This window comes from Salinibacterium sp. AL4.1 (assembly GCF_059767305.1).
The window spans coordinates 514635-539035 of record NZ_JBSOQK010000001.1 but is presented as its reverse complement, the minus strand read 5'-3'; the positions used below and the strand labels follow the sequence as shown (position 1 = coordinate 539035).

22 protein-coding genes are annotated in these 24401 nt (G+C 62.0%); 10 read left to right on the top strand and 12 right to left on the bottom strand.

Annotated elements, in window-relative coordinates; translation table 11 throughout:
• Positions 1 to 52 precede the first annotated feature (52 nt).
• On the top strand, positions 53 to 445 hold the full coding sequence (locus ACWTV3_RS02615) for a DUF2510 domain-containing protein (protein WP_498476708.1): 393 nt from the start codon (positions 53 to 55) through the stop codon (positions 443 to 445).
• A gap of 64 nt (positions 446 to 509) precedes the next feature.
• Here the strand turns inward: ACWTV3_RS02615 and ACWTV3_RS02610 are convergent, their stop codons facing one another.
• The 5 genes from ACWTV3_RS02610 to ACWTV3_RS02590 are packed head-to-tail and all read right to left on the bottom strand — an operon-like array spanning position 510 to position 6177.
• Positions 510 to 1709 (bottom strand): cation:proton antiporter, encoded by a 1200-nt coding sequence (locus ACWTV3_RS02610; protein WP_498476707.1) that lies wholly within the window; start codon positions 1707 to 1709, stop codon positions 510 to 512.
• Positions 1710 to 1718: 9 nt separating this feature from the next.
• Complete coding sequence (locus ACWTV3_RS02605; protein WP_498476706.1) at positions 1719 to 2213, bottom strand: cation:proton antiporter regulatory subunit; 495 nt, start codon at positions 2211 to 2213, stop codon at positions 1719 to 1721.
• Positions 2214 to 2269: 56 nt separating this feature from the next.
• Entirely contained in the window at positions 2270 to 3064 is a 795-nt protein-coding gene (locus tag ACWTV3_RS02600; protein ID WP_498476705.1) for a ferritin family protein, read from the bottom strand.
• 12 nt (positions 3065 to 3076) lie between these two features.
• Positions 3077 to 5380: an SDR family oxidoreductase gene (locus ACWTV3_RS02595; RefSeq protein ID WP_498476704.1), complete on the bottom strand. Its 2304-nt coding sequence runs from the start codon at positions 5378 to 5380 to the stop codon at positions 3077 to 3079.
• On the bottom strand, positions 5377 to 6177 hold the full coding sequence (locus ACWTV3_RS02590) for a hypothetical protein (RefSeq protein ID WP_498476703.1): 801 nt from the start codon (positions 6175 to 6177) through the stop codon (positions 5377 to 5379). Before ACWTV3_RS02590 ends, ACWTV3_RS02595 begins: the two co-directional genes overlap by 4 nt.
• Positions 6178 to 6288: 111 nt before the next feature.
• On the opposite strand from ACWTV3_RS02590, the gene ACWTV3_RS02585 reads away from it, so the two are divergent.
• The 3 genes from ACWTV3_RS02585 to ACWTV3_RS02575 are packed head-to-tail and all read left to right on the top strand — an operon-like array spanning position 6289 to position 9577.
• A complete protein-coding gene (locus ACWTV3_RS02585) occupies positions 6289 to 7101 on the top strand; it encodes an SDR family NAD(P)-dependent oxidoreductase (protein ID WP_498476702.1) in 813 nt (270 codons plus the stop codon).
• Positions 7098 to 7793 (top strand): lysophospholipid acyltransferase family protein, encoded by a 696-nt coding sequence (locus tag ACWTV3_RS02580; RefSeq protein WP_498476701.1) that lies wholly within the window; start codon positions 7098 to 7100, stop codon positions 7791 to 7793. The genes ACWTV3_RS02585 and ACWTV3_RS02580 overlap by 4 nt, the downstream gene beginning before the upstream one ends.
• On the top strand, positions 7790 to 9577 hold the full coding sequence (locus ACWTV3_RS02575; protein ID WP_498476700.1) for an FAD-binding oxidoreductase: 1788 nt from the start codon (positions 7790 to 7792) through the stop codon (positions 9575 to 9577). Before ACWTV3_RS02580 ends, ACWTV3_RS02575 begins: the two co-directional genes overlap by 4 nt.
• Here the strand turns inward: ACWTV3_RS02575 and ACWTV3_RS02570 are convergent.
• Both ACWTV3_RS02570 and ACWTV3_RS02565 read right to left on the bottom strand, forming a co-directional pair.
• Positions 9561 to 9800: a hypothetical protein gene (locus ACWTV3_RS02570; protein ID WP_498476699.1), complete on the bottom strand. Its 240-nt coding sequence runs from the start codon at positions 9798 to 9800 to the stop codon at positions 9561 to 9563. The two genes, ACWTV3_RS02575 and ACWTV3_RS02570, sit on opposite strands and share 17 nt — an antisense overlap.
• A gap of 5 nt (positions 9801 to 9805) precedes the next feature.
• Positions 9806 to 11284, bottom strand: a complete 1479-nt coding sequence (locus ACWTV3_RS02565) for an SDR family NAD(P)-dependent oxidoreductase (protein ID WP_498476698.1) — start codon at positions 11282 to 11284, stop codon at positions 9806 to 9808.
• Positions 11285 to 11353: 69 nt separating this feature from the next.
• Between ACWTV3_RS02565 and ACWTV3_RS02560 the strand changes: the two genes are divergently transcribed.
• The 3 genes from ACWTV3_RS02560 (at position 11354) to ACWTV3_RS02550 (ending at position 16344) form a co-directional block, all read left to right on the top strand.
• Positions 11354 to 12247: an EamA family transporter gene (locus ACWTV3_RS02560; protein WP_498476697.1), complete on the top strand. Its 894-nt coding sequence runs from the start codon at positions 11354 to 11356 to the stop codon at positions 12245 to 12247.
• 83 nt (positions 12248 to 12330) lie between these two features.
• Entirely contained in the window at positions 12331 to 14880 is a 2550-nt protein-coding gene (locus ACWTV3_RS02555; RefSeq protein WP_498476696.1) for a DEAD/DEAH box helicase, read from the top strand.
• Positions 14881 to 14958: 78 nt separating this feature from the next.
• Entirely contained in the window at positions 14959 to 16344 is a 1386-nt protein-coding gene (locus ACWTV3_RS02550; RefSeq protein WP_498476695.1) for a DHA2 family efflux MFS transporter permease subunit, read from the top strand.
• Positions 16345 to 16348: 4 nt separating this feature from the next.
• On the opposite strand, the gene ACWTV3_RS02545 is transcribed toward ACWTV3_RS02550, so the two are convergent.
• Positions 16349 to 17170 (bottom strand): UbiA family prenyltransferase, encoded by an 822-nt coding sequence (locus ACWTV3_RS02545; RefSeq protein ID WP_498476694.1) that lies wholly within the window; start codon positions 17168 to 17170, stop codon positions 16349 to 16351.
• Positions 17171 to 17238: 68 nt separating this feature from the next.
• On the opposite strand from ACWTV3_RS02545, the gene ACWTV3_RS02540 reads away from it, so the two are divergent.
• Together ACWTV3_RS02540 and ACWTV3_RS02535 are read left to right on the top strand one after the other, a co-directional pair.
• Positions 17239 to 17709, top strand: a complete 471-nt coding sequence (locus ACWTV3_RS02540) for a hypothetical protein (protein ID WP_341619750.1) — start codon at positions 17239 to 17241, stop codon at positions 17707 to 17709.
• Positions 17710 to 17742: 33 nt separating this feature from the next.
• Positions 17743 to 18933 carry a glycoside hydrolase family 3 N-terminal domain-containing protein gene (locus ACWTV3_RS02535; protein WP_498476693.1) on the top strand — a complete coding sequence of 397 codons (1191 nt, stop codon included), beginning with the start codon at positions 17743 to 17745 and terminating at the stop codon, positions 18931 to 18933.
• On the opposite strand, the gene ACWTV3_RS02530 is transcribed toward ACWTV3_RS02535, so the two are convergent.
• From ACWTV3_RS02530 to ACWTV3_RS02515, 4 genes are all read right to left on the bottom strand, one after another.
• Positions 18934 to 19977, bottom strand: a complete 1044-nt coding sequence (locus ACWTV3_RS02530; RefSeq protein WP_498476692.1) for an FUSC family protein — start codon at positions 19975 to 19977, stop codon at positions 18934 to 18936.
• Positions 19974 to 21770 (bottom strand): glycoside hydrolase family 15 protein, encoded by a 1797-nt coding sequence (locus tag ACWTV3_RS02525; RefSeq protein WP_498476691.1) that lies wholly within the window; start codon positions 21768 to 21770, stop codon positions 19974 to 19976. Before ACWTV3_RS02525 ends, ACWTV3_RS02530 begins: the two co-directional genes overlap by 4 nt.
• Positions 21771 to 21851: 81 nt before the next feature.
• Complete coding sequence (locus ACWTV3_RS02520; RefSeq protein ID WP_498476690.1) at positions 21852 to 22904, bottom strand: App1 family protein phosphatidate phosphatase; 1053 nt, start codon at positions 22902 to 22904, stop codon at positions 21852 to 21854.
• A 59-nt stretch (positions 22905 to 22963) separates the two neighbouring features.
• Positions 22964 to 23647 carry an SOS response-associated peptidase gene (locus ACWTV3_RS02515; protein WP_498476689.1) on the bottom strand — a complete coding sequence of 228 codons (684 nt, stop codon included), beginning with the start codon at positions 23645 to 23647 and terminating at the stop codon, positions 22964 to 22966.
• Positions 23648 to 23750: 103 nt separating this feature from the next.
• Here ACWTV3_RS02515 and ACWTV3_RS02510 point away from each other — a divergent pair, with 103 nt between their 5' ends.
• On the top strand, positions 23751 to 24401 hold the full coding sequence (locus ACWTV3_RS02510; RefSeq protein WP_498476688.1) for a TetR/AcrR family transcriptional regulator: 651 nt from the start codon (positions 23751 to 23753) through the stop codon (positions 24399 to 24401).

Genomic DNA, 24401 nt, shown 5'->3' with positions numbered 1-24401 from the left:
CCACACTCCAAAGTAGGTATAGAGATAGGGTCATTTCTATAAAGGAGATTTTGTGACCGATGACGCTGTGGCCCCACCTGCTGGCTGGTACGCCGACCCGAACGATCCGACGCTGAGCAGATGGTGGAGTGGCTCATCGTGGACCGAACACTATGCGCCTGCTGTCGCCGCCCCCATTCAGGTTGTTGCGGTCGTTTCGCGCAAAGACGTGGCGATCACCTATCTGCTGGCGATCTTTTTGACCGGCTTCGCAGCGCACTACTTCTACCTAGGCCGGATCGGCAGCGCGATCGGCTTCCTTGCGTTGTGGTGGATAGGCATCGCTACGGCAGCCATTTTCATCGGTATCCCTCTTATCGTGGCCGCGTACGTATGGCTGATTGTCGATCTCTTCTTGATCCCCAGCTACGTTCGGGCCTACAACGCAAAGACCCTCGTTCGCTGAGGAATGGTTCGAGGCGAGACCCGAAGGCCGCTGCGTAACACCACCGCGGGCGTGCTGTTGGCGGCTAGCGCGTAGCTACGGGCGTCGTCGGCGGAGCTGCGGTGGGCTTGCGCACGCGCGCCTTGAACCACGCGGTATCCGGCACACGCGCCAACAGCGGGCCGGCGATGATCGTCATGAGTACGTAGGCAGTGGCGAGCGGGGCGAGCATGGGTTCGATGCCGGCGCCAACCGCGAGGCCTGCGATGACGATGGAGAACTCTCCCCGCGGGGTCAGAGCTAGCCCGGTACGCCAACGGCCAGGCGCGGCGATACCGGCGTGTTTTGCGGCTCGATATCCGGAGTACGTTTTGGTGCCGATGGTGAGCACAGCGAGGGCGAAGGCGGGCAGCAGCACCGGAATGATGTCGGCGGGCGAGGTCGAGATGCCGAAGAAGACGAAGAACACGGCAGCGAAGAGGTCGCGCAGGGGAGTGATGAGCTGAGCGGACTGGTGCGCTACAGGCCCCGAAATGGCGATACCCACGAGGAACGCACCAACTGCTGCGGAGACGTTGACAGCTTCGGCAAGGCCCGCGACGAGCATCGTGAGCCCGACTACTCCGAGCAGCAAGGCTTCAGCGTTCTTCTGGGGGAGCAAGCGCGACAAGACACGACCATGGCGCAGCGCTACGTAAAGAATGGTGACGACAACAGCAACGGCGATCGCCACGGTGAGAGACCCCTGCAGCAGCCCGGCACCGATCACGAGCGCCGACAGCACCGGCAGATAGAACGCCATGGCGAGGTCTTCCATCACCAGGATCGACAAAATTACCGGCGTCTCGCGGTTACCGAGTCGCCCGAGGTCTCGAATGACCTTGGCAATAACTCCGGAGGATGACACCCAAGTCACTCCGGCAAGAGCGACGACTGCGGCGGGTTCCCACCCGAGCAGAATGGCAAACAGTGCGCCGGGGAGCGCATTGAACACGCCATCCAGAATCCCCGACATCCGTGATGACTTCAGGTTCGCCATGAGTTCGTCGGCTGAATACTCGAGACCGAGCATCGCCAGCAGCAGGATCACGCCAATTTGCGATCCGACTTCAAAGAACTCTTCGCTGGCCTGCAGCGGGAGCAATCCGCCTTCCCCCACGGCGAGGCCGGCAAGAAGATAGAGCGGGATCGCCGAGAAGCCGAAGCGTGCGGCAACTCTGCCGAGCACACTCAGAACGAGCAGGAGAGCGCCAACCTCGATGAGTAGCTGCGTCGTCTCATGCATACGTGACTCTTAGCTGGGACCGTTATTGATGAGCTTGCCGAGGGCGTCGAGACCCTGGCGGGTGCCGACAGCAACGATGACGTCGCCGGCTTCGAAAACAACTTCAGGGCCGGGCGACGCGACAACGTCATTGCCGCGCACAATGGCAACGATCGAGGCACTCGTGAGGGTGCGGGCTTTCATCGCACCCATCGGGTGTCCGACAAAACCGGAGCCGTTGGGCAGCGAAATCTCTTCGTTGAAGAGACCTTCGGCCTTTTCGCCGAGAGCCGACAGCCGGCTGAGGGTGAGCGACGAACCGAGAACTTCCGCGATGGCGGATGCTTCATCATCGGTCAACGAGATAGACGCAGCATTCGAGTCGGGGTCGTCCGCATTGAAGAAAGCAAGATCACGTTCACCCGAACGCAGCGAGACCACGCTGACGCGGCATCCCGAGTTCGTGATGACGTCGTTGCGCACGCCAAACCCGGGAAGGTCAATTCGTTCGATTCTTACGCCCACGGTTTCAACTTACCTATTCGATTGTGGCCAATACTCCAGCGAGCAGCCTACGCCTGTTACGCCGCAACCCCATACTTTTTCATCGCAGTCTCAACGATCGTGAGACCTTCCATCCCGGGCATCCGAGAAATGTGGTCGTCGAGCTTACGGATTTCGCGCAGACCCTCTTCACCTGAGAAGAGGTGGCCCATCACATGAGTGACCTCATCCGCTGGCATGATGCTCGAACCCACAGGACCCCACGCGCCCTTGAGAGCGAATCGGGCCAGCAACTGACCCTTCTTGCTCTCTTCCAAGCGCTTTCGAGCTTGGGTCGCATAGAACGCCACATGACGAGCTTCTTGCTTGGCGATGCGGCGCAGCAATTCTGACAACACCGGATGCTTTTCTAAGTCAGCAAGCCGGTTGTAGGCGGCGACTGCCGACCATTCGTTCGCGGCACCCCAGATCATGTGCACGGCGATGAAGTCTTTGCCGATGACATTACCGAGGACCGACTGCTTAATAGGGTCGAGGCGGTCTTTCCAGCCCAACTTCAGGCGCGTCGCTTTGAGCTCGTCATAGTCGAGCGTGACGTCGTGCGCGCGCAGAACGTGTGAGAGCGCTTCTCCGTGCCAGAACTCTTCACGATTCCACATCGTCATGAAGGCGCTGACGTCGGCTTCCTTGTGGGAGGGCGTAACCAGAAGATCGCGAAGGTAGCAGACCGTGTGGTACTCAACGTCTGCCATGTAGCGGAGGCTACGCAGCGTTGCCTCAGGCAGAGGGTTGCGCTCAAACTCTGTGAAGTCGAGGTCAGCCCACTGCACCTTCTTGGATGTTGCGGTGTAGCGATCAATATCGAATGCCATGGTGTGTGGGAGCTAGCTCGACGGTGTCGAGTGGGGCTCCGCTCCTTCCGTTGTCGCAGGGGCCGCGGCGCGGGGTCGCGGGATGCGGGAGTTGGGGGTTCGACGCTTCCAGTCGAGCACGGTCCAGCGCTTCTCCTGAGCGTGCTTGTACAGGTTGACGTCAGGGTTGACCGCGTTGGGATGCCCGACGAGCTGCAGCCACCGCATGTCGGCGTGGCTATCGCCGTAACCGTAGGACTGGCTGAGATTGAGGCCATTCTGGGCCGCGTAGTGAAGCAACCAGGCAGCGCGAGCTTCGTCGACGAGCGGCGGGTCGGCGAGGAAGCCCGTAAGAACTCCGTCGCGTTCGTGCATGCGGCCTGCGATTACTTCGTCGAAGTACGGCAAGAACGGTGTCACGACGAGATCCATGGTTCCGGTGACCAAAATGGTGCGGTGGCCGGCGTCACGATGCGCTTGAACTTGGCGCAGAGCATCCGGCATTACTCGACGCATCATCGCGCGCCCGAAGCTGCCGCGAACCATACGCTCGATTTCCGCAATCTTAAAGCCCTCGTAGCGACGCATGAAGGTGCGGATGAACTCTCCACGGTCTCGACGCTCGGCCCGCACATATTTGCGCAGCGAGAATGTGAAGTCGGCAAGGTCGTGGATGACCTTCGAGCGCGGCACGGTGCCGCCCCACAGAAGGAGGTACTGCTTGACGAGGTTGGAATCGACAACGGTCCCCTCGAGGTCGAAGACCGCCACGACATCCGACCGCACCGGCAGTTTCTCTGCTGTTCGAGCTCGCGCCGCCGGTCGGTTAGCGAACGCTCGCGTGAGCGTCGTGATTGCAGGAAAGTGCACCTGCTGAAAATAGGTTTCCCAGTGGATGTCGTTGACGTCGAATCGCGCACTGGCCTCGGTTTTGCCGGGCAGCGCTGCCAGAAGGGCTCGCGTGTTCGCGTCGTCGAAGATGATCTCTGTCTGCACATAGGCCCGGTAGAGATTGGTGAAACCACGAAGCACATCGAGCTGGTGCTGACCGCTCTTGACTTCGTCGAGCCAGCGCCGAGTTCGAGGTGTTGTCGGCAACTTGGCGATAATGCCCTCGGCGCGTGCGGCTTGGCGTTCCCGCTTGACGAGCGCCTTCTCGACGCGCTGGCCGCCGGGGAAGCGCCACAGTGGCACCGCGATCTCGCCATCGTCGGCGGGGAGCGGGTTTGCGGTGAAATACGCGTTGACGTTCTCATACATGCGATGGAAGGGCAGCGGATTGCTTGCGCCCGAACTCACGTGGTAGTACTCCGGCGCGGCAGGATCAGCGGTGGTAGTGGCCGCTGCCAGAGCAGCGTTGACCACAAAGTCCACCGGAATGACGTCGAGAACAGAGTCGGGCAGTCCCGGGAAGTCCGGCAGCTGCCCGCGCCCATACGCCAAGATCAGCGGGTCGGCGACTTTGAAACCATCAATCCAGCCAGGGAACGGATGCAGCAAAGCGCTCTCAATGATCGAGGGCCGCACGACAGAAAGCGGATGACCGGCCTGAGCCCACATCTCCTCAGCGACTCGCTCAGCGAAGGCCTTCGTCAACGTGTAGACGTCGGTCCAGCCCAGGCTCTCGGCGCGCATGCGACCGTAGTCGACGAGGCGATCATGCACCCACTCAGCGCGAGCGGCTTCGGTGTACTGCGCAACAGCCTGCGGGCCGGCCTTACCGTGGCGTGCTTTCGCAGCCGTGAGCTGGGCGCGCAGAGCTTCGGGCTGCCGCGATTCGAACTCCACGCGTGAGCGAGCGGTGCGGGCGGCCTCATACTCAGCCCGCCAATCAACCTCATGAATCAGCGAGGCCTCGGGCACGATCCCCTTACGGATGCCGCCCACGTACGCGGTCGAAATGTGCACCACATGCGGGCGCGACTTGCTCGCCAGCAGGGCGGAGTAAATTCCCGTCGCTCCGCCGACGTTGGTGTCGAAGGCTTCATCGATGGGCGGATCGAAAGAGACAGTAGAGGCGCCGTGGATCACGATGTCGATGTCGTCGGGCAGGGTACCAACATCCGTCAGGCTGCCTTCAATCACGGTGACGCGGCGAGCGACCTGCGCCAGAGCCTCGTCTTTGCCCACGCGCTCCATCCACTGCGCAAATACAGGTTTGCGCATGAGGTTGGTGAGGCGGCCCTCGCCGCTGGTCGAGCCCTTGCCGCGCACCAGAATAGAAATGCGAGTTTCCGGGTGGCTCGACAACAATCGCTCGAGGATCGCTTGGCCGACAAAGCCGGTAGCTCCCGTGAGAAAGACATGCTCGCGGGTCAGGGCGGTGGTGGTCGTCATTTGGCGGCTGCCCTTGTCATGAGGTTGAGATTGGCCTGACCAGCGAGCGAGTCGATGAGGGCGTCAATCTGGGGGAGAACGTTCGGAGAATCGCCGAACAAGTAGGAGTAGAAAAACTGGGTGTTAGCTCGCGGTTCGGCCCGGGCACCAATCGGCCACGGAGTCTTTGAGAGGCGTCGTCGTGTGACCTTCTGCGCTCGCGGCGATTCGGTCAGGCGATGGCGGGCTTGGGCTTCAAAAAATTCAAGCTGACGCGTCTTCGTTGCCAGAATGCGCGCGACGATGTCGGCGAGTTGTGGATGCGGGTCTAGCTCGGCAAGGCGACGATAAGCGGCTTGCATAAGCCACTCATCCACGGTGCCGAGCGACGTGTGCACGGCAATCATGGGAAGACCAATGATGTTCGCCGCGATCGACTCACGGATCGTACGCTCGACCGGAGTGCGGAAGGGCGCGCGATTGGCGTCAGCGCCGTCATGAGCCCGAATGATCTGATCGAGAGCGTCAGCGATCCAGTATTTCTCGAAGGCCCACGTGATCAGAAACGCGGTAACGCGAGAGTCCTTGTGGGTCGCGGTGACGAGCACGCTGCGCAAGTGCGTCATTGTGCCCCGCTCTACTACATGAAGATAGCGAAGCGCGCGCACCGTATCGTCGCTAAGCGGTCGCTCTCGGTAAGCATCGAGCGACAGTTCTTCGCGATAACTTGCCTGTGCCTCTGCGGCATATCGCCGTACATCGAATGTGTGTGCCGGAACGGCCATATCATCGAGAGCAATCTCAAGACCCTGAGTCATCGTGCTCCTCCGCTCGCTGCATTGGTGGGGCGCTGAATGTCGCCAAGTGTAGTTTGTGTGCGCGTGTGTGACAGCGAAGCCACGGCGGTGTCGTGCCGTAGGGTTGGCGCCATGGCAACAGCGCTCATCACCGGTGGCACGTCGGGAATCGGCGCAGAATTTGCGCGACAACTGGCCTCAGCCGGCACCGATCTCGTATTGGTGGCTCGCAATGAAGAGCGGTTGGCTGCAGAGGCCCAGGCCCTGTCGCGAGACTTCGGCGTCGCTGTCGAGACGATCAGTGCTGATCTGGCGGACCGCGACGATGTGATGCGCATAGCCGAGCGGCTCGAAGACGTTTCTCGCCCGATAGATCTGTTCATCAACAACGCTGGGTTCGGTGTGCACGCCCGTCTCACCGATGCCGCGGCTGTCGCTGTGCACGAACATGCCTTTGACGTTATGTGTCGCGCAGTTTTCATCCTGGGCGGAGCTGCGGGGCGAGCAATGCGTGAGCGCGGCGCCGGATCCATCATCAATGTTGCCAGCATCGCCGGGCTTGTCATGATGGGATCGTATTCTGCGATCAAGGCGTGGGTAGCGTCGTACAGCCAGGGGCTTTCCGTTGAACTGCGCGGTACTGGCGTTTCGGTCACTGCCCTCATGCCGGGCTGGGTTGTTACGGAGTTCCACCAGCGGGCGGGCATCCGCACCTCAGCGATCCCCGACGCGCTCTGGATAGACGTCACCACTCTGGTGCGGGGTGCATTACGTGATTCAGCTCGCGGCAAGGTTGTCTCCACACCTACTGTTCGGTACCGAGCCATCGGATGGTTTGCCCGACATTTGCCGCAATGCACCATTCGTTGGATTTCGGCCAAGATCTCATCAAGCCGAAGTGGCGAGGGCTCCGAACTACCGGGCGTGAAAGATTCAACGTCGTGACGCCACCGGTCGACCGCTTTACCTCGCCAGCGATGGCGTGCGCTCGCTTTGTCGCGCAGCGGGGGCTGCTGAAACCGCTCGTCTGGTCTCTCGTGCGGGTGAAAGTCGTCGGTATGAGCACGATTGCTCGGTTCGATGGCCCGTTTGTCGTGGTTGCCAACCACTCGAGCCATTTGGATGCGCCTCTCATCATTGGAGCACTGCCGCGGGCTCGGGCGCGCTATCTCGCTGCCGGAGCGGCGGCGGACTATTTCTTCGAAGTCTGGTGGCGCAAAGGCCTGACGACTCTCTTTTTCAACGCCTTCGCCATTGAGCGCAATGCCGAGGGAAAGCGGGCGGGAGTATCGCGCGCGCTTCTGGAACGCGGAGTTCCCCTTCTCATTTTTCCCGAAGGCGGTCGCACGCGCGAAGGCGCTCTCGGCCGGTTCATGCCGGGCGCTGCAGCGCTCTCAATCGCAACGTCAGCTCCGTGCTTGCCGATCGCTCTGGTGGGAGCATCCGCTGCCATGCCGCGAGGCTACAACTGGCCCAAGCGCGGAAGGCTGCCCGTCACGGTAGTCTGTGGCGAATTAATGTATCGCGAAGGCACCGAAACCCCGGAACAGTTCTCCGTGCGTCTGGCCGCCGCAGTGCGGGCGCTGCACGAAACCGTTCACCCCATGCCAACCGCACTGCCGAAGGGATCGAAATGACCGCTGTCAAGCACATGAAATGGTGGGGCTGGGGAAACGAAGGTGTGGGCTTCCGTCACGAAGACAAGCCCGGTTTTGCGCCGTTCGTGCAGTATGCGGTCGGGCTCGATCTTACGAAAGCGGTGCGAGCCGGCGAGCCGTCGTTCGCTGACCTCAACGTTCCGGCGAGCAAGGCAACCGCAGCGTTCGTGAAGACGCTTGCGAAAATTGTGGGCGATGACAACGTCACGCGCGATGACATGGTGCGCGTCATCCACACCTATGGCAAGAGCTTGCGCGACCTCGTGCGTATTCGCAGCAACGCCATCCTGCGGAGCCCCGACGTCGTTATCTATCCCGCCGACGAGGCTGAAGTGCAAGCGGTCGTGGATGCCGCTGTCGCCGCCAACGCGGTCCTCATCCCGTTTGGTGGGGGAAGCAACATTGCCGGCAGCCTGGAGCCGTTGCCCGCGGAGAAGCGTGTCGTCATTTCGCTTGACCTTGGCCGCTTGCGTGAGGTCATCGACATCGACCAGGCGGCGGGCCTCGCCCGCATTCAAGCGGGAGCTCAGGGCCCCGACCTCGAACAGCAGCTGAACGATCAGGGCTGGACAATCGGTCATTTTCCCGACAGCTTCACGCACTCTACGGTGGGCGGTTGGGTAGCCACACGCTCGTCGGGAATGCAGTCAGACAAATACGGTGACATTGCCGATATCACCCGAGGGTTGCGAGTGGTTCGCCCCGGCGGAATGCTCGTTCTGCGCCCGCTACCCAGCACCTCGAGCGGTCCGAGCGTTCGCGAGATGATTCTCGGCAGCGAAGGGCGCCTGGGTGTCATCACCGAGGTGACGGTGCAGGTGCACCGCATCCCCGAAAAGCGCGACGTTTACGCGTACTTCTTCCCCAATTGGGAAGCCGGAATTGCGACGATGCAAGCCATCGCCGAATCGGATGCTGCGCCATCCATCACCCGAATTTCTGATGCGAAAGAAACGGGCTTTTCCCTTGCGACGAGCAAGACGCGCACCGGTTTTAGCAAGTTCACGGCCGAAACGGCGCTGCCCAAAATCATGCTCGCCAAGGGCTGGAACCTCGACGACATCTGTCTATCCTTCATCGGTTTTGAGGGCGAGACATCGCACGCGAAACGCCAAAAGAGTCTCGTGGACAAGATCGTTGCCAAGCACGGTGGCATGGGCGTCGGCAAGGGGCCCGGCATCCTTTACGACCAGAAAAAATTTGACACGCCATACCTGCGCGACTTTCTGCTCGACATGGGCGCCGCGGGCGACGTTTCCGAAACGGCGACCCCGTGGTCGTCGGTCGTGAAACTACACAAAGCCGCACACAAAGCTGCCCAGGATGCCTACGATTCGCTCGGTACCAAGGGCTGGATCATGTCGCACATGTCTCACTCTTATCACTCGGGCGCGTGTCTCTACTTCACGTTCGCCTTCACCTTCGGCGACGACCCGATGGGGGAATACGACACCGTCAAGCGCGCGATTCAGAAGGCGTTTGTTGACAACGACGGCACGATTTCACACCACCACGGCGTGGGCGTCGAGCACTCGCCCTGGATCGAGCAAGACATCTCGACCGAAGGTGTCAAAGTGATGCAGGGGCTATTCGACTCGGCAGACCCAGGCGCACACTTCAACCCCGGCAAAGTGACGCCGGCACAACTGGCTGTGGCAGTCGCGGTGAAGTCCGCGCCGGCGGAGAAGGCACCCAAGGCACCCAAGGCACCCAAGGCACCCAAGGCACCGAAGGCACCGGCGAAAGCTAGTCCGAAGAAGTAGCGCGCGGGCGCGGCGCTGGCGGTGGTGGCACTTCTTTGGCGGCGATCACCTTCGCAAGCTCGATGGTCTCGAGACCACGCTTGGTCGCGACGACGCAGTGAGTGTCATCGGCGAGGTGAAAGTAGCCCAGGGAGTCGGTGGCGCGGCCATCCTCGATGAGGTGGCGCACCACAACTCGGGTTCCACTCGTGGTGGCTTTCAAAAACTCTGCGGGGGTCGACATCGGGGTTACCACGAACTCTTGTCGTAGTCCTTGAGGAAGATGCCGAACAGATCTTCGCCATCCTCGCCGCGCACGATGGGGTCGTAGACGCGCGCTGCACCATCGACGAGGTCGAGCGGCGCGTGAAAGCCCTCTTCTGCCAACCGCACCTTGGTGGGATGGGGGCGTTCATCCGTGATCCACCCGGTGTCGACGCTCGTCATGAGAATGCCATCGCTCTCAAACATTTCGCGGGCACTCGTGCGGGTGAGCATGTTCACGGCGGCTTTGGCCATGTTGGTGTGTGGATGCCCGGGACCCTTGTAACCGCGGCCGAACACGCCCTCCATCGCCGACACATTCACGATGTATTTGCGACGGGACTCGGACGCTGCCATCGAGGGACGCAACTTGGAGATCAGCACGAACGGTGCCGTGGTGTTGGCCAGCTGAACTTCGAGCATCTCGAGCGGGTCGACCTGATCGACGTGCTGCGTCCACGAGTTAATCGAGTCGAGGTCAGGCACAAGGCCACCGGCATCAATCGCTGTTCCGGCAGCGAGTCGCTCCAGTGAGCTCGAGCCAGCGGTCATGGCTTGCTCGGTCAGCTCTTCAGCCCGTGTGGCAGCGGCGGCCAAGATCGGATGCGCCGACACCGACTGCGCTAGCGCCTGCGGGTGCGGGTCATTTGTGTGACCAAAGGTCACGAGCTCGGGTAGCGGGCCGTCGGGCAGGGGAGCAAGCTCGCCATCGACGAGCGGCTGGTATGCCCCGGGGGAGCGACGCACAGTCTGCGTCGCATTGTTGATCAGGATGTCGAGAGGACCCTGAGCTGCGACGGAGTCGGCCAGGCCGATTACTTGAGCGGGGTCGCGCAGGTCGATTCCGACCACGCGAAGGCGGTGCAGCCAGTCTGCCGAGTCGGGCAAGCTCGAGAAGCGACGAACGGCATCCCGCGGAAAGCGCGTCGTGATGGTCGTGTGCGCGCCATCCCGCAGTAAACGCAGCGCGATGTACATGCCGATCTTGGCGCGGCCACCGGTGAGCAGCGCACGCTTGCCCGTGAGGTCAGTGCGGGCGTCACGCTTAGCGTGATTGAAGGCCGCACAGCTCGGGCACAGCTGATGGTAGAACGAATCAACGGTCGTATACGGCTGCTTGCAGACGTAACAGGGACGAGCCTTAATCAGCTCGCCGGCGGTCGGCGTCGTCGTGCTGGTGGAGATAGGGATGCCGCGGGTCTCGTCATCAATACGGTCGGCGGCGCCCGTAGCGGTTGCTGCAATCACTTCGCGGTCGGCGTCAGCGATGGCAGCACGCTTCTCAAGGCGGCGCTCTTTCTTGACCGCCTTGAACATAGCGGCGGTCGCCCGGCGAACGGTCACAAAGTCGGGGTGCTCTTCATCCATGCCCACCATCTGGTTGAGCACTTTGAGGGCAACCTCAAGCTCGGCGGGGTCAAGACCGCTCGGGCCGTGGTCGGGGGAGGATGAAGAATTAGGCACACCCGATTCTACCCGCGCGTCCGGGCGCACCGCGCTCTCGGCGGTCTCCGCTGGCTCTATGCTGACGGGATGATTCTCAGCGTCGTTCTCGCCCTCGCCGGCTCCGTGTTTTACGGCGTCTCCGACTTCTTTGGCGGCTTGAGCACACGACGCTTGCAGGTGGTGCCGGCGACCACGATCATCCACGTCTTCGCCACTGTTTCGCTGCTCATCGCGATGCTGTTCGTCACCGTGAGTTTCGAGCCCGGCGCCATTCTGTGGGGTGCCATTGCTGGAGTAGCCGCCATCGTCGGGCTGCTGACGTTCTACGCGGCGCTCGCCGATGGGCCGATGAGCCTCGTTGCCCCCCTCATCGCGGTCGTGGGAGCCGTCGTGCCGGTCGCCTTTGCCGTGGTTTCGGGCGAACGCTTGCCGGTGCTCGCGTGGGTCGCCATCGTGTTGGCCATCGTCAGCGCTTTACTCGTGTCGGTCACCCGTTCGGATGCCGCCGCGCGCGTTCGCCCGCGAACCGTCGTGGTGGGCGTTGTCTCGGGCATCGGTCTCGGTACCGCTCTCATCGCGCTTGATCAGGCGCCGGAATCCGCGGGCCTCGCCACCGCGGTCGTCGAGATCGTGGTCGGCCTCGCCGCCATGCTGGTCCTGCTCGCGCTCACTCGCCTCAGCACGCCCATCCGCCGCTTCTTCGCGCAGTTCGATCACCAACCCGAGGGCGGTGCCGTCGTGAGTGTGAGCCGGGCACGGATGCTCGCTGCCGCCGGTGGTGTTCTCGTCGGAGCATCCAACGCTTTCGTGCTGTTTGCGCTGCAAGCCGGAAGCCTCGCGGTCGTCTCAGTTCTCGTGAGCCTGTATCCGCTGGCGACCATTGTGTTGGCGCGCTTCACTCTGCAGGAGAAAGTGAGCCGGGTGCAACTGCTCGGAATGGCACTCGCGCTCATCGCCTCGGTGATGCTTGCTCTGAGCTAGTGAGGTGCTGGTTGCGCGCTCGGTGCCTGCTCGTTGCGTGCTCGCCGTGCTCCGATGTCCTGTGACCCGGCTACGGTGGAACAATGCCCTCACTCTTGGATGCGCTTCCGACGCCCTTCGACGCAGACGCAACCTATGACGCTTTCGTCGGCTGGGCATCCGGCCGAGGCCTCGATCTCTACCCTGCTCAGGATGAAGCGGTCATCGAGCTCGTCTCGGGTGCCAACGTCATCCTCTCTACGCCAACGGGCACAGGGAAGTCGCTCGTAGCGATCGCCGCCCACGCGATTGCGCTCGCCCAAGGGCAGCGCACGTTCTACACCGCGCCCATCAAGGCTCTCGTGAGCGAGAAGTTCTTCGCGCTTGTCGAGGTCTTCGGCGCCGAGAACGTCGGCATGGTCACGGGGGATTCTTCGGTAAACGCCGATGCGCCCATCATCTGCTGCACCGCAGAAATCCTGGCAAATCTCGCGCTGCGCGAGGGGGCGGATGCTCGTGTCGATCAGGTTGTGATGGATGAGTTCCACTTCTACGCCGATCCCGATCGCGGCTGGGCTTGGCAGGTACCGCTGTTGATCCTGCCCAAAGTGCAGTTCGTGCTGATGTCGGCGACGCTCGGTGACATGCAACCGCTGGCGGATGACCTGAGCCGCCGTACTGGCCGCGAAACAAGTCTCATCACGGGTGTCGAACGCCCCGTGCCGCTGCACTACTCCTGGGCCCTCACCCCTATCCACGAGACGGTAGAAGAGCTGCTCTCCACCGGGCAAGCGCCGATCTACATTGTGCACTTCTCGCAAGCCGCTGCTCTCGAACGCGCGCAGGCGATGACCAGTATCAAGGTTGTCTCCCGCGAACAGCGTGACCAGATTGCTGACGCGATCGGGGACTTCCGCTTCACGACCGTATTTGGCAAGACTCTCTCGCGCCTCATCCGCTCCGGCATCGGCGTGCACCACGCGGGAATGCTGCCCAAGTACCGCCGCCTTGTGGAGCAACTCGCTCAGCGCGGGTTGCTGCGCGTGATCTGCGGAACCGACACTCTCGGCGTCGGCATCAACGTGCCCATCCGTACTGTGCTGCTGACGCAGCTCACCAAATACGACGGCACCCGAATGCGTCAGCTGACCGCCCGCGAGTTCCACCAGATCGCCGGTCGCGCCGGTCGCGCTGGTTTCGACACGGCAGGAACCGTCGTCGCTCAAGCTCCCGAGCACGAGTCAGAAAACGCCAAGCTCGTCGCCAAAGCCGGTGACGACACCAAAAAGCTCCGCAAGATCGTGCGCAAGAAGCCTCCCGAAGGGTTCGTCACGTGGAGCGAGACCAGCTTCGAGCGCATGATCGCCGCAGAGCCCGAACAGCTCACCAGCAACATGCGCATGAACCACGCGATGATCCTCAACGTGATCGCTCGCGGCGGCGACGTCTTCTCCAACGTGCGCACTCTTGTCGAAGACAACCACGAACCTCGTCGCAAGCAACGTGAACTCGCCAAGCAAGCGCTCGCGATCTACCGCACCTTGCGCACCGCTGAGATCGTCGAAGAGCACCGCGTTGCCGACACGATGATCGTGGATGGCGAAGAAGTCGAGAGCTTCGACGAACGCATTGAGATTCGCCTCACTGTCGATCTGCAGGCCAACTTTGCGCTCAACCAACCGCTCTCGCCGTTTGCCGTGGCATCGTTCGATCTGCTCGATCGCGAGTCGCCGACTTACGCGCTCGACATGATCTCCGTGCTCGAAGCGACGCTGGATGACCCACGCCCGATCCTCTCGCAGCAACAGTTCATGGCTCGCGGCGAGGCCGTCGCGGCGATGAAAGCCGAAGGCATCGAGTACGACCAACGCATGGAACTGCTCGAAGAAGTCACCTGGCCCAAACCCCTCGAAGAGCTGCTGGATGCTGCCTTCGATATGTACCGGGCGAGCCAGCCGTGGATCGGCGACTTCGCCCTCAGCCCCAAGAGCGTCGTTCGTGACCTCTACGAGCGCGCCATGACCTTTGCCGACTTTGTGGGCTTCTATGGTCTAGCTCGCAGCGAAGGCCTCGTGTTGCGCTACCTCTCCGACGCCTACCGTGCCACCCGTCAGACCATTCCGGATGATGCCAAAACCGACGAACTACTCGACCTCATCGAGTGGCTCGGCGAACTTGTTCGCCAGGTCGACTCGAGTCTCATCGACGAGTGGGAGGCCATGACGAACGGGGTCGACTCCGCCACTAGCGGTGAGCCGGTGTTGCCGCCTGCTCCGGCATCCGTCGTCACGAATGCTCGCGCTTTCCGCGTTCTCGTGCGCAACGAAATGTTCCGTCGCGTGCAGTTGGCTGCCCGCGACGATGCGGTCGCTCTCGGCGAGCTGGATGCCGCAGCCGGCTACGACGAAGAAGCGTGGGGCGAGTCGCTCGATCGCTACTTTGAGGAGCACGACTCTCTCTCCACGGCGGGTGATGCGCGGGGTCCCGCGATGATCACCATCACCGAGGAGCCGGGGCAGTGGCACGTGCGGCAAATCATCGAAGACCCGGAGGGCAACCACGACTGGTCGATCAACGCGACCGTGGATCTCGCTGAGTCCGCTGCCGAAGGTATCGCGGTTGTGCGCGTGACAGGGTTCAGCCGCCTCGACTAGTCGGTGCCCAAACAGCAGTAACGCCAGCAGCGCTCCGAGCTGGGCATAACGTGACGCTGGCGGGTGTTGAATAGAACCATGACCCGCGATCAACGATTTGTGCTGACCATCGCGATTCTGGCGTCGTTTGTTGCCTTTCTCGACGGGTCTGTCATCAACGTCGCGCTGCCTGCAATCAGCTCGGAACTGGGCGGTGGACTGAGCACTCAGCAGTGGGTTGTTGATGCGTACTTGATCACGCTCGGCTCCCTTATCTTGCTGGCAGGCTCTCTCTCCGACGTCTATGGTCGCCTCGTTATTCTGCGGATTGGCCTCATCGGTTTTGGCATTGCATCGCTGCTCATTGCCGTAGCGCCCACCGCCGAATTGCTCATCGTGATGCGTGGCGTTCAAGGAATCGCTGGCGCACTACTTGTGCCGAGCTCGCTCGCCTTGATCATGTCAACGTTCCGCGGCACCGCGCAGGCTCATGCCATTGGGCAGTGGACGGCCTGGACCAGCGCGGCCTTTATCGTGGGCCCCGTGCTCGGTGGTGTCTTCGTGGACCTGCTCAGCTGGCGACTCGTTTTTGCCATCAACGTCATCCCCATCGCGATCACGCTCTGGCTGCTGGTCAAGCTGGGGCACCGCGACGAGCGCAGAGCACACACGCGCATTGACTTCCTCGGCGCCGCCCTGGGCATCGTCGGGCTTGGTGGCCCGGTCTTTGCGCTCATCGAGCAGGGAAACTTGGGCTGGGGCAGCCCCGCCGTTTTCGTGCCGCTGGTGGTCGGCATCTTGAGCTTTATCGCCTTCATTGTGTGGCAGAGCCGGGCGAATCAGCCGATGCTGCCGCTTGAGCTGTTCCGCCACCGCAATTTCAGTCTGGGCAATATCGCCACGTTCTTCATTTACGGAGCGTTGGCGCTCGGCGGTTTCATCATGGTCGTCTACTTGCAAGAAGTGGCCGGCTACTCGGCGACCTTCGCCGGGTTTGCGTTCCTGCCGTCGTCCCTCGCCATCATTCTGCTCTCGTCATTCTTCGGCCGGTTGAGCGGCAAATACGGTCCGCGTTTGTTTATGACGCTCGGCCCGTTTCTTGCTGGCAGCGGTTACGTGACGTTCCTCGGTCTGGGGGAATCGGTCAACTACGTGACGGAAGTACTGCCCGGCGTGTTGCTGTTCTCCGTGGGGATGTCGATGACAGTCGCTCCGCTAACCGCGGCGATTCTCGGCGCGATTTCGGCCGAGCAAGCGGGCATCGGCTCCGCAGTCAATAACGCCGTGTCACGTATTGCCGGGCTCGTCACGGTCGCGCTGCTCGGCGTGATCACCGTCGGCTCGCTTTCGCCCGACAATTTTCACCGCGTTGTGATCGTGACCGCGGCCCTGCTGTTTGCCGGCGCTCTCACCTCGCTGCTGGGCATCCGCAATCCGGCTGTCGCTGCAGACGAACCGAGCGATATCGCGCCGCCGGTGGCGTAGAGGGTTAGCTAAGCTGCGGTGCCGACAGCACGAGAAGCGCGGCCGTGATGGCGGCGGCGACGATCGTTAGGCGAAAGAGCAATCGCTGGAGAGTTCCCCGTGCGATCAGCACTACGCTGACCGCAGCAACAGTGATGATGGCGACGAAGCCGATGAGAGCAAGAGTGCTCGGAGCTGTGCCGGGCCCGAACACCACGGCGATGCTCGCGCCGATCAGCCCGACGGCGATTGCGGCGGCAGAAAGACGGGTGCCCAGAGCGTGCGGCAACCCGCGCACCCCGGTGCTCGCATCGTCATCCAGGTCGGGCAATACATTGCTGAAGTGGGCCGCAACTCCCAAGAGCGCTCCCGCCGCAATCGCCCACGGCGCAGCAAGCTGCGGAGCACCGGCAGCAAGGGTCACGATGGCGGGCAGTGATCCGAATCCCGCGATGTACGGCACAACGGAGAACAGCGTCGCTTTGAGCCCTAGGTTGTAAAGCCAGCCGCTGGCAAGAAACACCGCATGGGCAAGAGCAGCAAGTGGCCCGAGAAGCAGCGAAAGAACAATGGATGTCGCGGCAAGCCCCGCGGCGATGCCCGCAACTTGGGTGACCGAGACTTCGCCCGACACGATGGGTTTATCGGTACGGCCGGAGGCACGGTCGCGCTCGGCGTCAAGCCAGTCATTCGAGAGACCCACCGATAGCTGATTGGTCAGAATCGCGGCAGTTAGGATGGCGATTCGCCACCCCTCGAGACCGTAACCCCACGCGAGTGCCAACATGATCACGGTCACTGCGGCAGTGGGGCCGGGGTGAGACGACCGAACGAGAGCGCGCATCATTTGCCCAGAGTAGCCGCAGACTCGAGTCGTGATGCGGACTCTCAGCCGCGGTGTTCTATGTTGAACTCGTGAGTGAAGTTTTTGATGCTTCGGTGCTAGCCGCCAAGCTGCCCGGCACCTGGTGCGTTGAGGCGACCAATTTTCCGATGTGGCTCGATGGAACGCGCCATAACCCGGAGTTTAGCTACGAGACAGCCGAGGGCGACGAGCTCACTTTCGCCGACACCGTCAGCTACACGACTCGCGATGGCGAGCAGAAGACCATCGTCGGCACCGACCGTTTGCGGGGCGATGAATTCGTCTGGCGCGGCCAAGGCTGGTTGAAGGTGCTCACGAGCCGTTGGCAAGTTGTCGGGGCTGACGATGCCTTCGACACCATCGTTCTGCGTTTCTCGCGATCGCGCCTCACGCCCGCCGGTATCGACGTTCTCACGCGCAAGGGCGTAGAGGTGCCCGTCGTACGAACAACCGTCGCTCACGCCACCGATCAGTTCGGTCTCACCGCGGAAGATTTTGCTTCGTTGACCTGGCTCTCCTGACCCTCTAGCGCCGAAGCCGGGTACGATCGCTGCATGACGATCGCGCGACGAATCCCTGCGATCGCCGCCGCTGTAGCCGCGACTCTCGTGCTTGCGGGGTGTACCGCGGGGCCTCGAACAGACGTTGTTCCCGCTCCGACCTTCACGCCGCGACCGGAGGCACAACCGGTAGATCCGATCGCTCAGTACGCGACCGACCGTCTCTCCACCATGTCGCTCCGCCAGAAGGTGCTCAGCATGCTCATGGTGCACGTTCCCGGCGAATCACCGGCCGAGCGAGTGAGCAGCGCTCTCGACGGCGTCGGCGGTTTCATTCTCATGGGGGATAACATCCCGGGCAGCTTGGGCGAGCTGAAAGCCGATACTGCCGCGCTGAGTTCAGAGGCAGGCCTGCCCGTTCTGGTCGCCACTGACCAGGAGGGCGGCATCGTGCGCCGTGTACCTACGGACGACGCGGCATCGGCGCTACAACTTCGCTCTCAAGCCCCCGACGCAGCCTTCGAGGCCTTCGCCCAGCGCGGTGCCTTGCTCGAATCTGTCGGTGTCTCGGTGAACTTTGGCATCGTCGCCGATATCGCCAGCGATTCATCCAGCTTCATTTATGAGCGATCGTTCGGAGCAACGGGCGCGGATGCCGGGGAGCGCGTTGCGGCGGCGGTACAGGGGGAGTCGATGGTGCTTTCCACTCTCAAACACTTCCCGGGCCACGGAGCGGCCGCGGGAGACTCGCACACGAGCATCCCGACGACGTCGCTGTCCTTTGCAGACTGGGAGAAGACGCACGCCGTTCCTTTCGCGGACGGCATCGCAGCGGGCGCACCACTGGTGATGTTCGGCCATCTGAAGTTCACTGCGGTGGATGAGGAACCCGCCACGTTCTCGACCCGCTGGCATGAGATTTTGCGTGACGATCTCGGTTTCGATGGCATCGCGATAACGGATGACATGGGCATGTTGGAGCGCTCCGGCGTCGCCGAATACTCCAACCAGATCACCAACGCGGTGCGGGCGATTGAAGCCGGAAATACGATGCTGCTCTATGTCGGAGCGGTTGATACCGAAGGAATCGTCGCCGCTGTAGAGCAGGCCGTCGACGAGGGCGAACTCGACGAGGCCCTCATCGACGATGCCGCGGGGCGATTGCTTGAGTTGCGGCGTGAACTCTCTGGTGAAACCGGGCGATTCGTTGCTTGTCTCGCGGAGTGCAGCGCGCTCGTCGGCTAACTAGCTCGCGCCGTCGTCGCCCACAATTTCTTCATGAACTCGGCGCACGTCTTCGAGCAGCGAGCCGATCAAAATCCAGTGCTGCGGATGTGGCGTCAATACCGTCAGTGGAGCGGTGAGCGTCAGCAGTTCCCGCGTTGGCGGCGCGGCTTCCCGTTCGCTGGGGGAGCGGCCGCGCAGCCGCAGGTCGTGAGCGGCCCTTTCTAGTTCTCGCGCGATTGACAACGCCACGGGGTCGGTGGCGAGGTTGGGGTCGTAGCGGTCGTGGATAGCGCGCGCCATTCCGAGGGCGCGAGTGACTAATACGGTGAGCATCGCGAAGAGTTCGCGGTCGCGGTGCAGAATTCGGTGGTGCTTGCTGCGGCGCGGATTCAGGGTGAGGCTGTCAGCGCCCTTGCGCAGGGCGGCGGACGCGGCATCGCGCAGCTCTTTGAGGTGGCGAGAATCGGCGAGCAGAACGTCGAGTTCGGCATCCGATTTCGGCACACGCAGAGCAGATGCCAACGACTCGAGCGCGGCCGCGGTGTGCTTGGTGAGGAGTAAGACTGCGGTGTGCGCGGGGCTCACGATCACGGGCGCGACGATGGCGAGATTCACGATCAAGCCGATCATGGCGCCGATGATCGTCTCTATGATGCGATCAACGGCATATTCGGCGTTCTGCCCGCCCAGGGCAATCACGAGCATCGCGCTGATGGGAATCTGGTTGGCAGATCCGGCACTCAGTTTCAGCAGCCACGCGACGAGAACCGCCAAAACGATCACCATCAAGATGACCCAGCTGGAAGTGCCGAAGATCTGGCCGGCGCCGAGCGCAATGACCACGCCCGCAACGACGCCGATACTGCGCTCGAGGCCCTTTTCGATCGACTGCGTCACGCTCGGCTGCACGACGAGCAGCGCAGCAATTGCAGCAAAGATCGGTAGCGGTTGTTGCACGACGAAGCCGGCAACGACCCACGCAATTACCGCGGCGACGGATGTTTTGAGCACCTGAAGAAGCGGTGAACGACGCGCAATCACCAGCGTCGTTACAAACTTCACTGCGGTGTCTTTGCTTCCGAGATCGCGTCGGCGGCGCGCACGAGGGCCAAGTGGCTGAGCGCTTGCGGAGTGTTTCCGGCCTGGCGATCGTTGGTGGTGTCGTATTCCTCACTAATGAGACCGACATCATTGGCGAAACCAACGAGGCGGTCCATGAGCACGGTCGCGTCATCGACGCGGCCCGAGGAGGCGTACTGCTCTACCAACCAGAACGAACACGTTAAGAACGGGTTCTCGCCGTCGGGCAAGCCGTCAACGCCACTCTCGGTGCGATACCGCAGCACGAGGCCATCGTGCAGCAATTCTTCCTCGATGGCAGCGACAGTGCCGAGCATCCGCGGGTCGTCAGCCTTGAGGTAGCCGACCTGAGGCAGCTGCAATAGCGACGCGTCTACGCCGGTGCCGCCGTAGTACTGCGTGTACGTGCCGCGTTCGGCATCCCAGCCGTCGCGTTCGATCTCTTGACGAATTTCTTCGCGGATGCCGATCCACTTATCGACGGGCCCTTCGAGACCGAACTCTTCCACGGCGGTGATTGCACAGTCCATCGCAGCCCAGAGCATCACTCGGGAGTGCGTGAAGTGGCGCTCGGGACCACGAATTTCCCAGATGCCGTTGTCGGGACGGTTCCAGTTGTCTTCAACGTGAGACATCAGGGCGCGCTGAAGCGGCCAGGAAAAGTCATTCTCGTGAACGCCGGAACGTCGTGCGGCCTGCAGCGCGATCATTACTTCGCCAAAGACGTCGCCCTGGAACTGGTCGAAAGCGCCGTTGCCCACGCGAACGGGAGAAGCGCCTTCGTAGCCCGGCAGCGAAGTGAGCTCACGCTCTTCAAGCCAGCGTTCGCCCGAGAGGCCGTACATGATCTGTACGTCGGCGGGGTCGCCCGCGATCGCGCGCAGAAGCCAGCGGCGCCACGCCTCGGCTTCGGCAACGTAGCCGTGGTCGAGAAGAACGTGCAGCGTGAGGGCAGCGTCGCGCAGCCAGACGTAGCGGTAATCCCAGTTGCGCGTGCCACCGAACCACTCGGGTAGGCTCGTCGTTGCCGCGGCAACAATTCCGCCAGTGTCTTCATGAGTGAGTACTCGAAGTACGAGTAGTGATCGCTTGACGATCTCGCGGTACTGTTCGGTCGGTTCGCAGTGCGCCGACCAATTGAGCCACCACTGGCTTGTGGTTTCGAGCACAGCATCCACGTTGACCTGAGATGGCGGATTACGGTGCGCGGGGTACCACGTCATGGTCAAGTCGCGAACCTCGCCCGCGCTCACAGTGAATTCGCCGCGGTGAGTGTGCTCGGAGGCGTGCATTTCGACACCGCGCGCAACGATCGCATCGGGGCCAGCAACACCGATGATGGCGTGGCCGCCCGCTTCGGGTGCCTGGTGCAACCACGGCAGGGCAGTGGCATAGCCAAAGCGGATCAACATCTCGGCGTACATCTCGACAGAGCCACTGATGCCGCGGACGCGACGGATGACATCGGCTCGACGGTTGCCGTGAGGCATGAAGTCAGTGACTTCGACTTCGCCGGTTTCGGTCACCCAGTTGGTGACGAGGATAAAGGTATTGGGTTGGTACTTGCGCGTCACCGTGACGGTGGCGGGAGCATCCATACTCGCTCGCGGAGCCACGAGCCAGCGGCCATGGTCTTCGTTGCCGAGCAACGCTCCAAACATTGAGGCGGAGTCGAAACGCGGGAAGCAGAGCCAGTCAATGCTCCCGTCTTTTCCGATGAGGGCAGCAGTCTGACAGTCGCCGATGAGGGCATAGTCTTCGATTGGTAACGCCATTAGTCAATCATTGCAGCGTCGCGGCTTGTGTTCATGTGCATCGCGGCATTCGTGCACCAAATTTAACAAAGCAATTCTGCTTTAGTCGTTGATCAGGCCCAGCTCGCGAAGTTCGATCGCCAAACGGGCGCCGTCGGGGGCATACCGCCACGGTACGGATGACTCACGCTCGCGTTCCGCAATTTTGCTGCGGCCACCGGCGAGCACCGCTTCACCATTCGACAGCTGGCGGATGGCGACGGCCGCGACGTTCTCGGGATGGCTGGCGACGAACTCCCCATAAATTTCTTCATCGTGCTGGCCGTCATCGCCGACCAGTAGCCATTTCACGTGGGGAAACTCAGAGGCGAGGCGTCGAAGGTTGGCACGCTTGTGGTCAGCGCCACTGCGGAACCAGCGATCGTGAGTGGGGCCCCAGTCGGTGAGCAGCATCGCGCCGCGCGGGTACAGGTTGCGGCGCAGAAAACGTGTCAGCGTCGGGGCAACGTTCCACGCGCCAGTAGAGAGGTAGATCACGGGAGAGTGGGGATTTGCCCGAGTGATGCGGTCGTACAGCACAGCCATGCCGGCGACCGGACGTCGTGCGTGCTCGTCGAGCACGAAGGTATTCCAGGCCGCGAGCAGTGGGCGGGGGAGTGCGGTCACCATCACGGTGTCGTCGACATCGGAGATCACGCCAAACTCTGTAGTGGGATCAACAACGAAAATATGGGCCGTGGTGGGGTCAGAGCCTGCCGAGTCGAGGGTGGCAGTGTGCCAGCCCGGAGACTGAGCGACCTCAACCTGTTCGTCGATCACTCCGCCGCGCCCGGGAGTTAGCTGGACCTGAATCCCCCCGATGGTGACGGTGACCACTTCAGAGTTCACGGGGATGCTGAAGAAGCTGCGCCAGCCGCGCACCTTCTCGGCGCGCTTCTTGGACGCTTCGGTACCTCGCGTCAGAACGACGCGACAGAGCACTCGAGCCCATCCCTCCGTCGCATAGCTGCTGTACGGAATGATCGTGGTGGTGAGCCCGCGCTTGCGGCCGCGGCGTTCACGCCAGCGATGGAAGGCATCCTCGATCCGAGCGGCTCGATGAAGAATCTCACCCGCTGTTTGGCTAGGGGAGTGGGACTTGCCGGTTCGAGCCATTACTCCAGCCTAGGCTCCCGCGCGCCCCTCGCGTATTCGCGGCAACTGTCGACGACCGCTCAACTCTGGGGTTCGGCATGCAACTGTTCACTCAGTGTTGCGGATGCGGCTACCGTCGCGTCAACGAGCAGACGGTCGCCGCGCGTGCGCGGATCGACCCATTCGTCGATCGAATCGTGATCGAGGATGACCGGCATCCGGTCGTGGATGTCAGCAAGAGCCCCGGTTGCCTGCTGGGTCAGCATGGTCGTGGTGAGATGCCAGCGCGCTGGATCGTCGGGGGCAGCCGCGGGATCTTTCCACCAGGAGTAGAGCCCGGCGAAGTACAGCAGGCCACTTGGTGGTGCGATGTAGTGGGGAACCGGCGTGGGCCCCGACTTCTGGGTTTCGAAGTATCCGATGGCGGGAAGCACCGCGCGCTGACTCACGATGGCCGAGCGAAACGTGGGCTTCTCAGTCACGGTCTCACTGCGCGCATTGAAGGTGGGGTACTTTCCGCGCAGTACAGGGGAGAACGGAGGAGTCAGCCACCACTGCGCGAGGGCCGCGCGTGGTACCAACTCAGACGAAGGATCGTCGCGGTCTTGCAGTGTCTTGAGCAGGATTGGCACCTGATCGGTGGGGCGCACAATCGGTGTCGCGAGCCAGTCTGCTTGCCACTCTTCGGGTGGCCGCCCGGTCGCCGTCACAAATTCGGTGATCATCTGATTCACCGTGTCGTCCATCGCAAATCGACCGCACATATATGAACTTTACGGTCTTCTTTCAGAAAAAGTGAGCTTCTACCCAGCGTAGAACAATCGTTCTAAAGGTTAGGATTGGTCAGACACCGAGAAGGGGGCCATTGTGTCCGCACAAACAACAACCATTGAAAGCGCGACTGAACCAGCAGTCTCGCTTCGCAACGAGCCGGTGCAAGCACGTAGCACCGCTCGTCTAACCGCACTACTTGATGCAGCAGCATCCATCGTCGACGAGGTCGGCATTGAGCGACTAACCACCGCTATGGTCGCCGAACGCGCGGGAGCGTCGATCGGCACCGTTTACCGTTATTTCCCTGACCGCATCGTTTTGTTGCAGGCTTTGGGATCGCGCAACTTTGAGCGCGTGATGGCTCGTATCACTGAGGCCATCAACGACCCGGCACACGCTGACTGGCGTGCTGCGCTTAGCAGCTCGTTCGCTACTGTGATCGACACCTACCGTACCGAGCCAGGCTTCCGTGGTCTTCGCGTTGGTGACCAGCTCGACTTGCGCCCGCTGCCCAACGGCCGCACGTTCAAGTCGTTGGTCGCTGAGCGAATCGTTGAAGCCCTTTCGGCGCGATTCGGCGTTGAGAACTCTGCAGCAACGCGCTTCACGCTCGAAGCCAGCCTTGAAATGAGCGATGCGCTTGTCGCTCGTGCGTTCTTGATGAATCCGCAGGGTGACGAGGAATTCATTGCGGTGAGCACCTCGTACCTTCGTGGCTTCATTGCGGAGAACATCGGCTGGTAG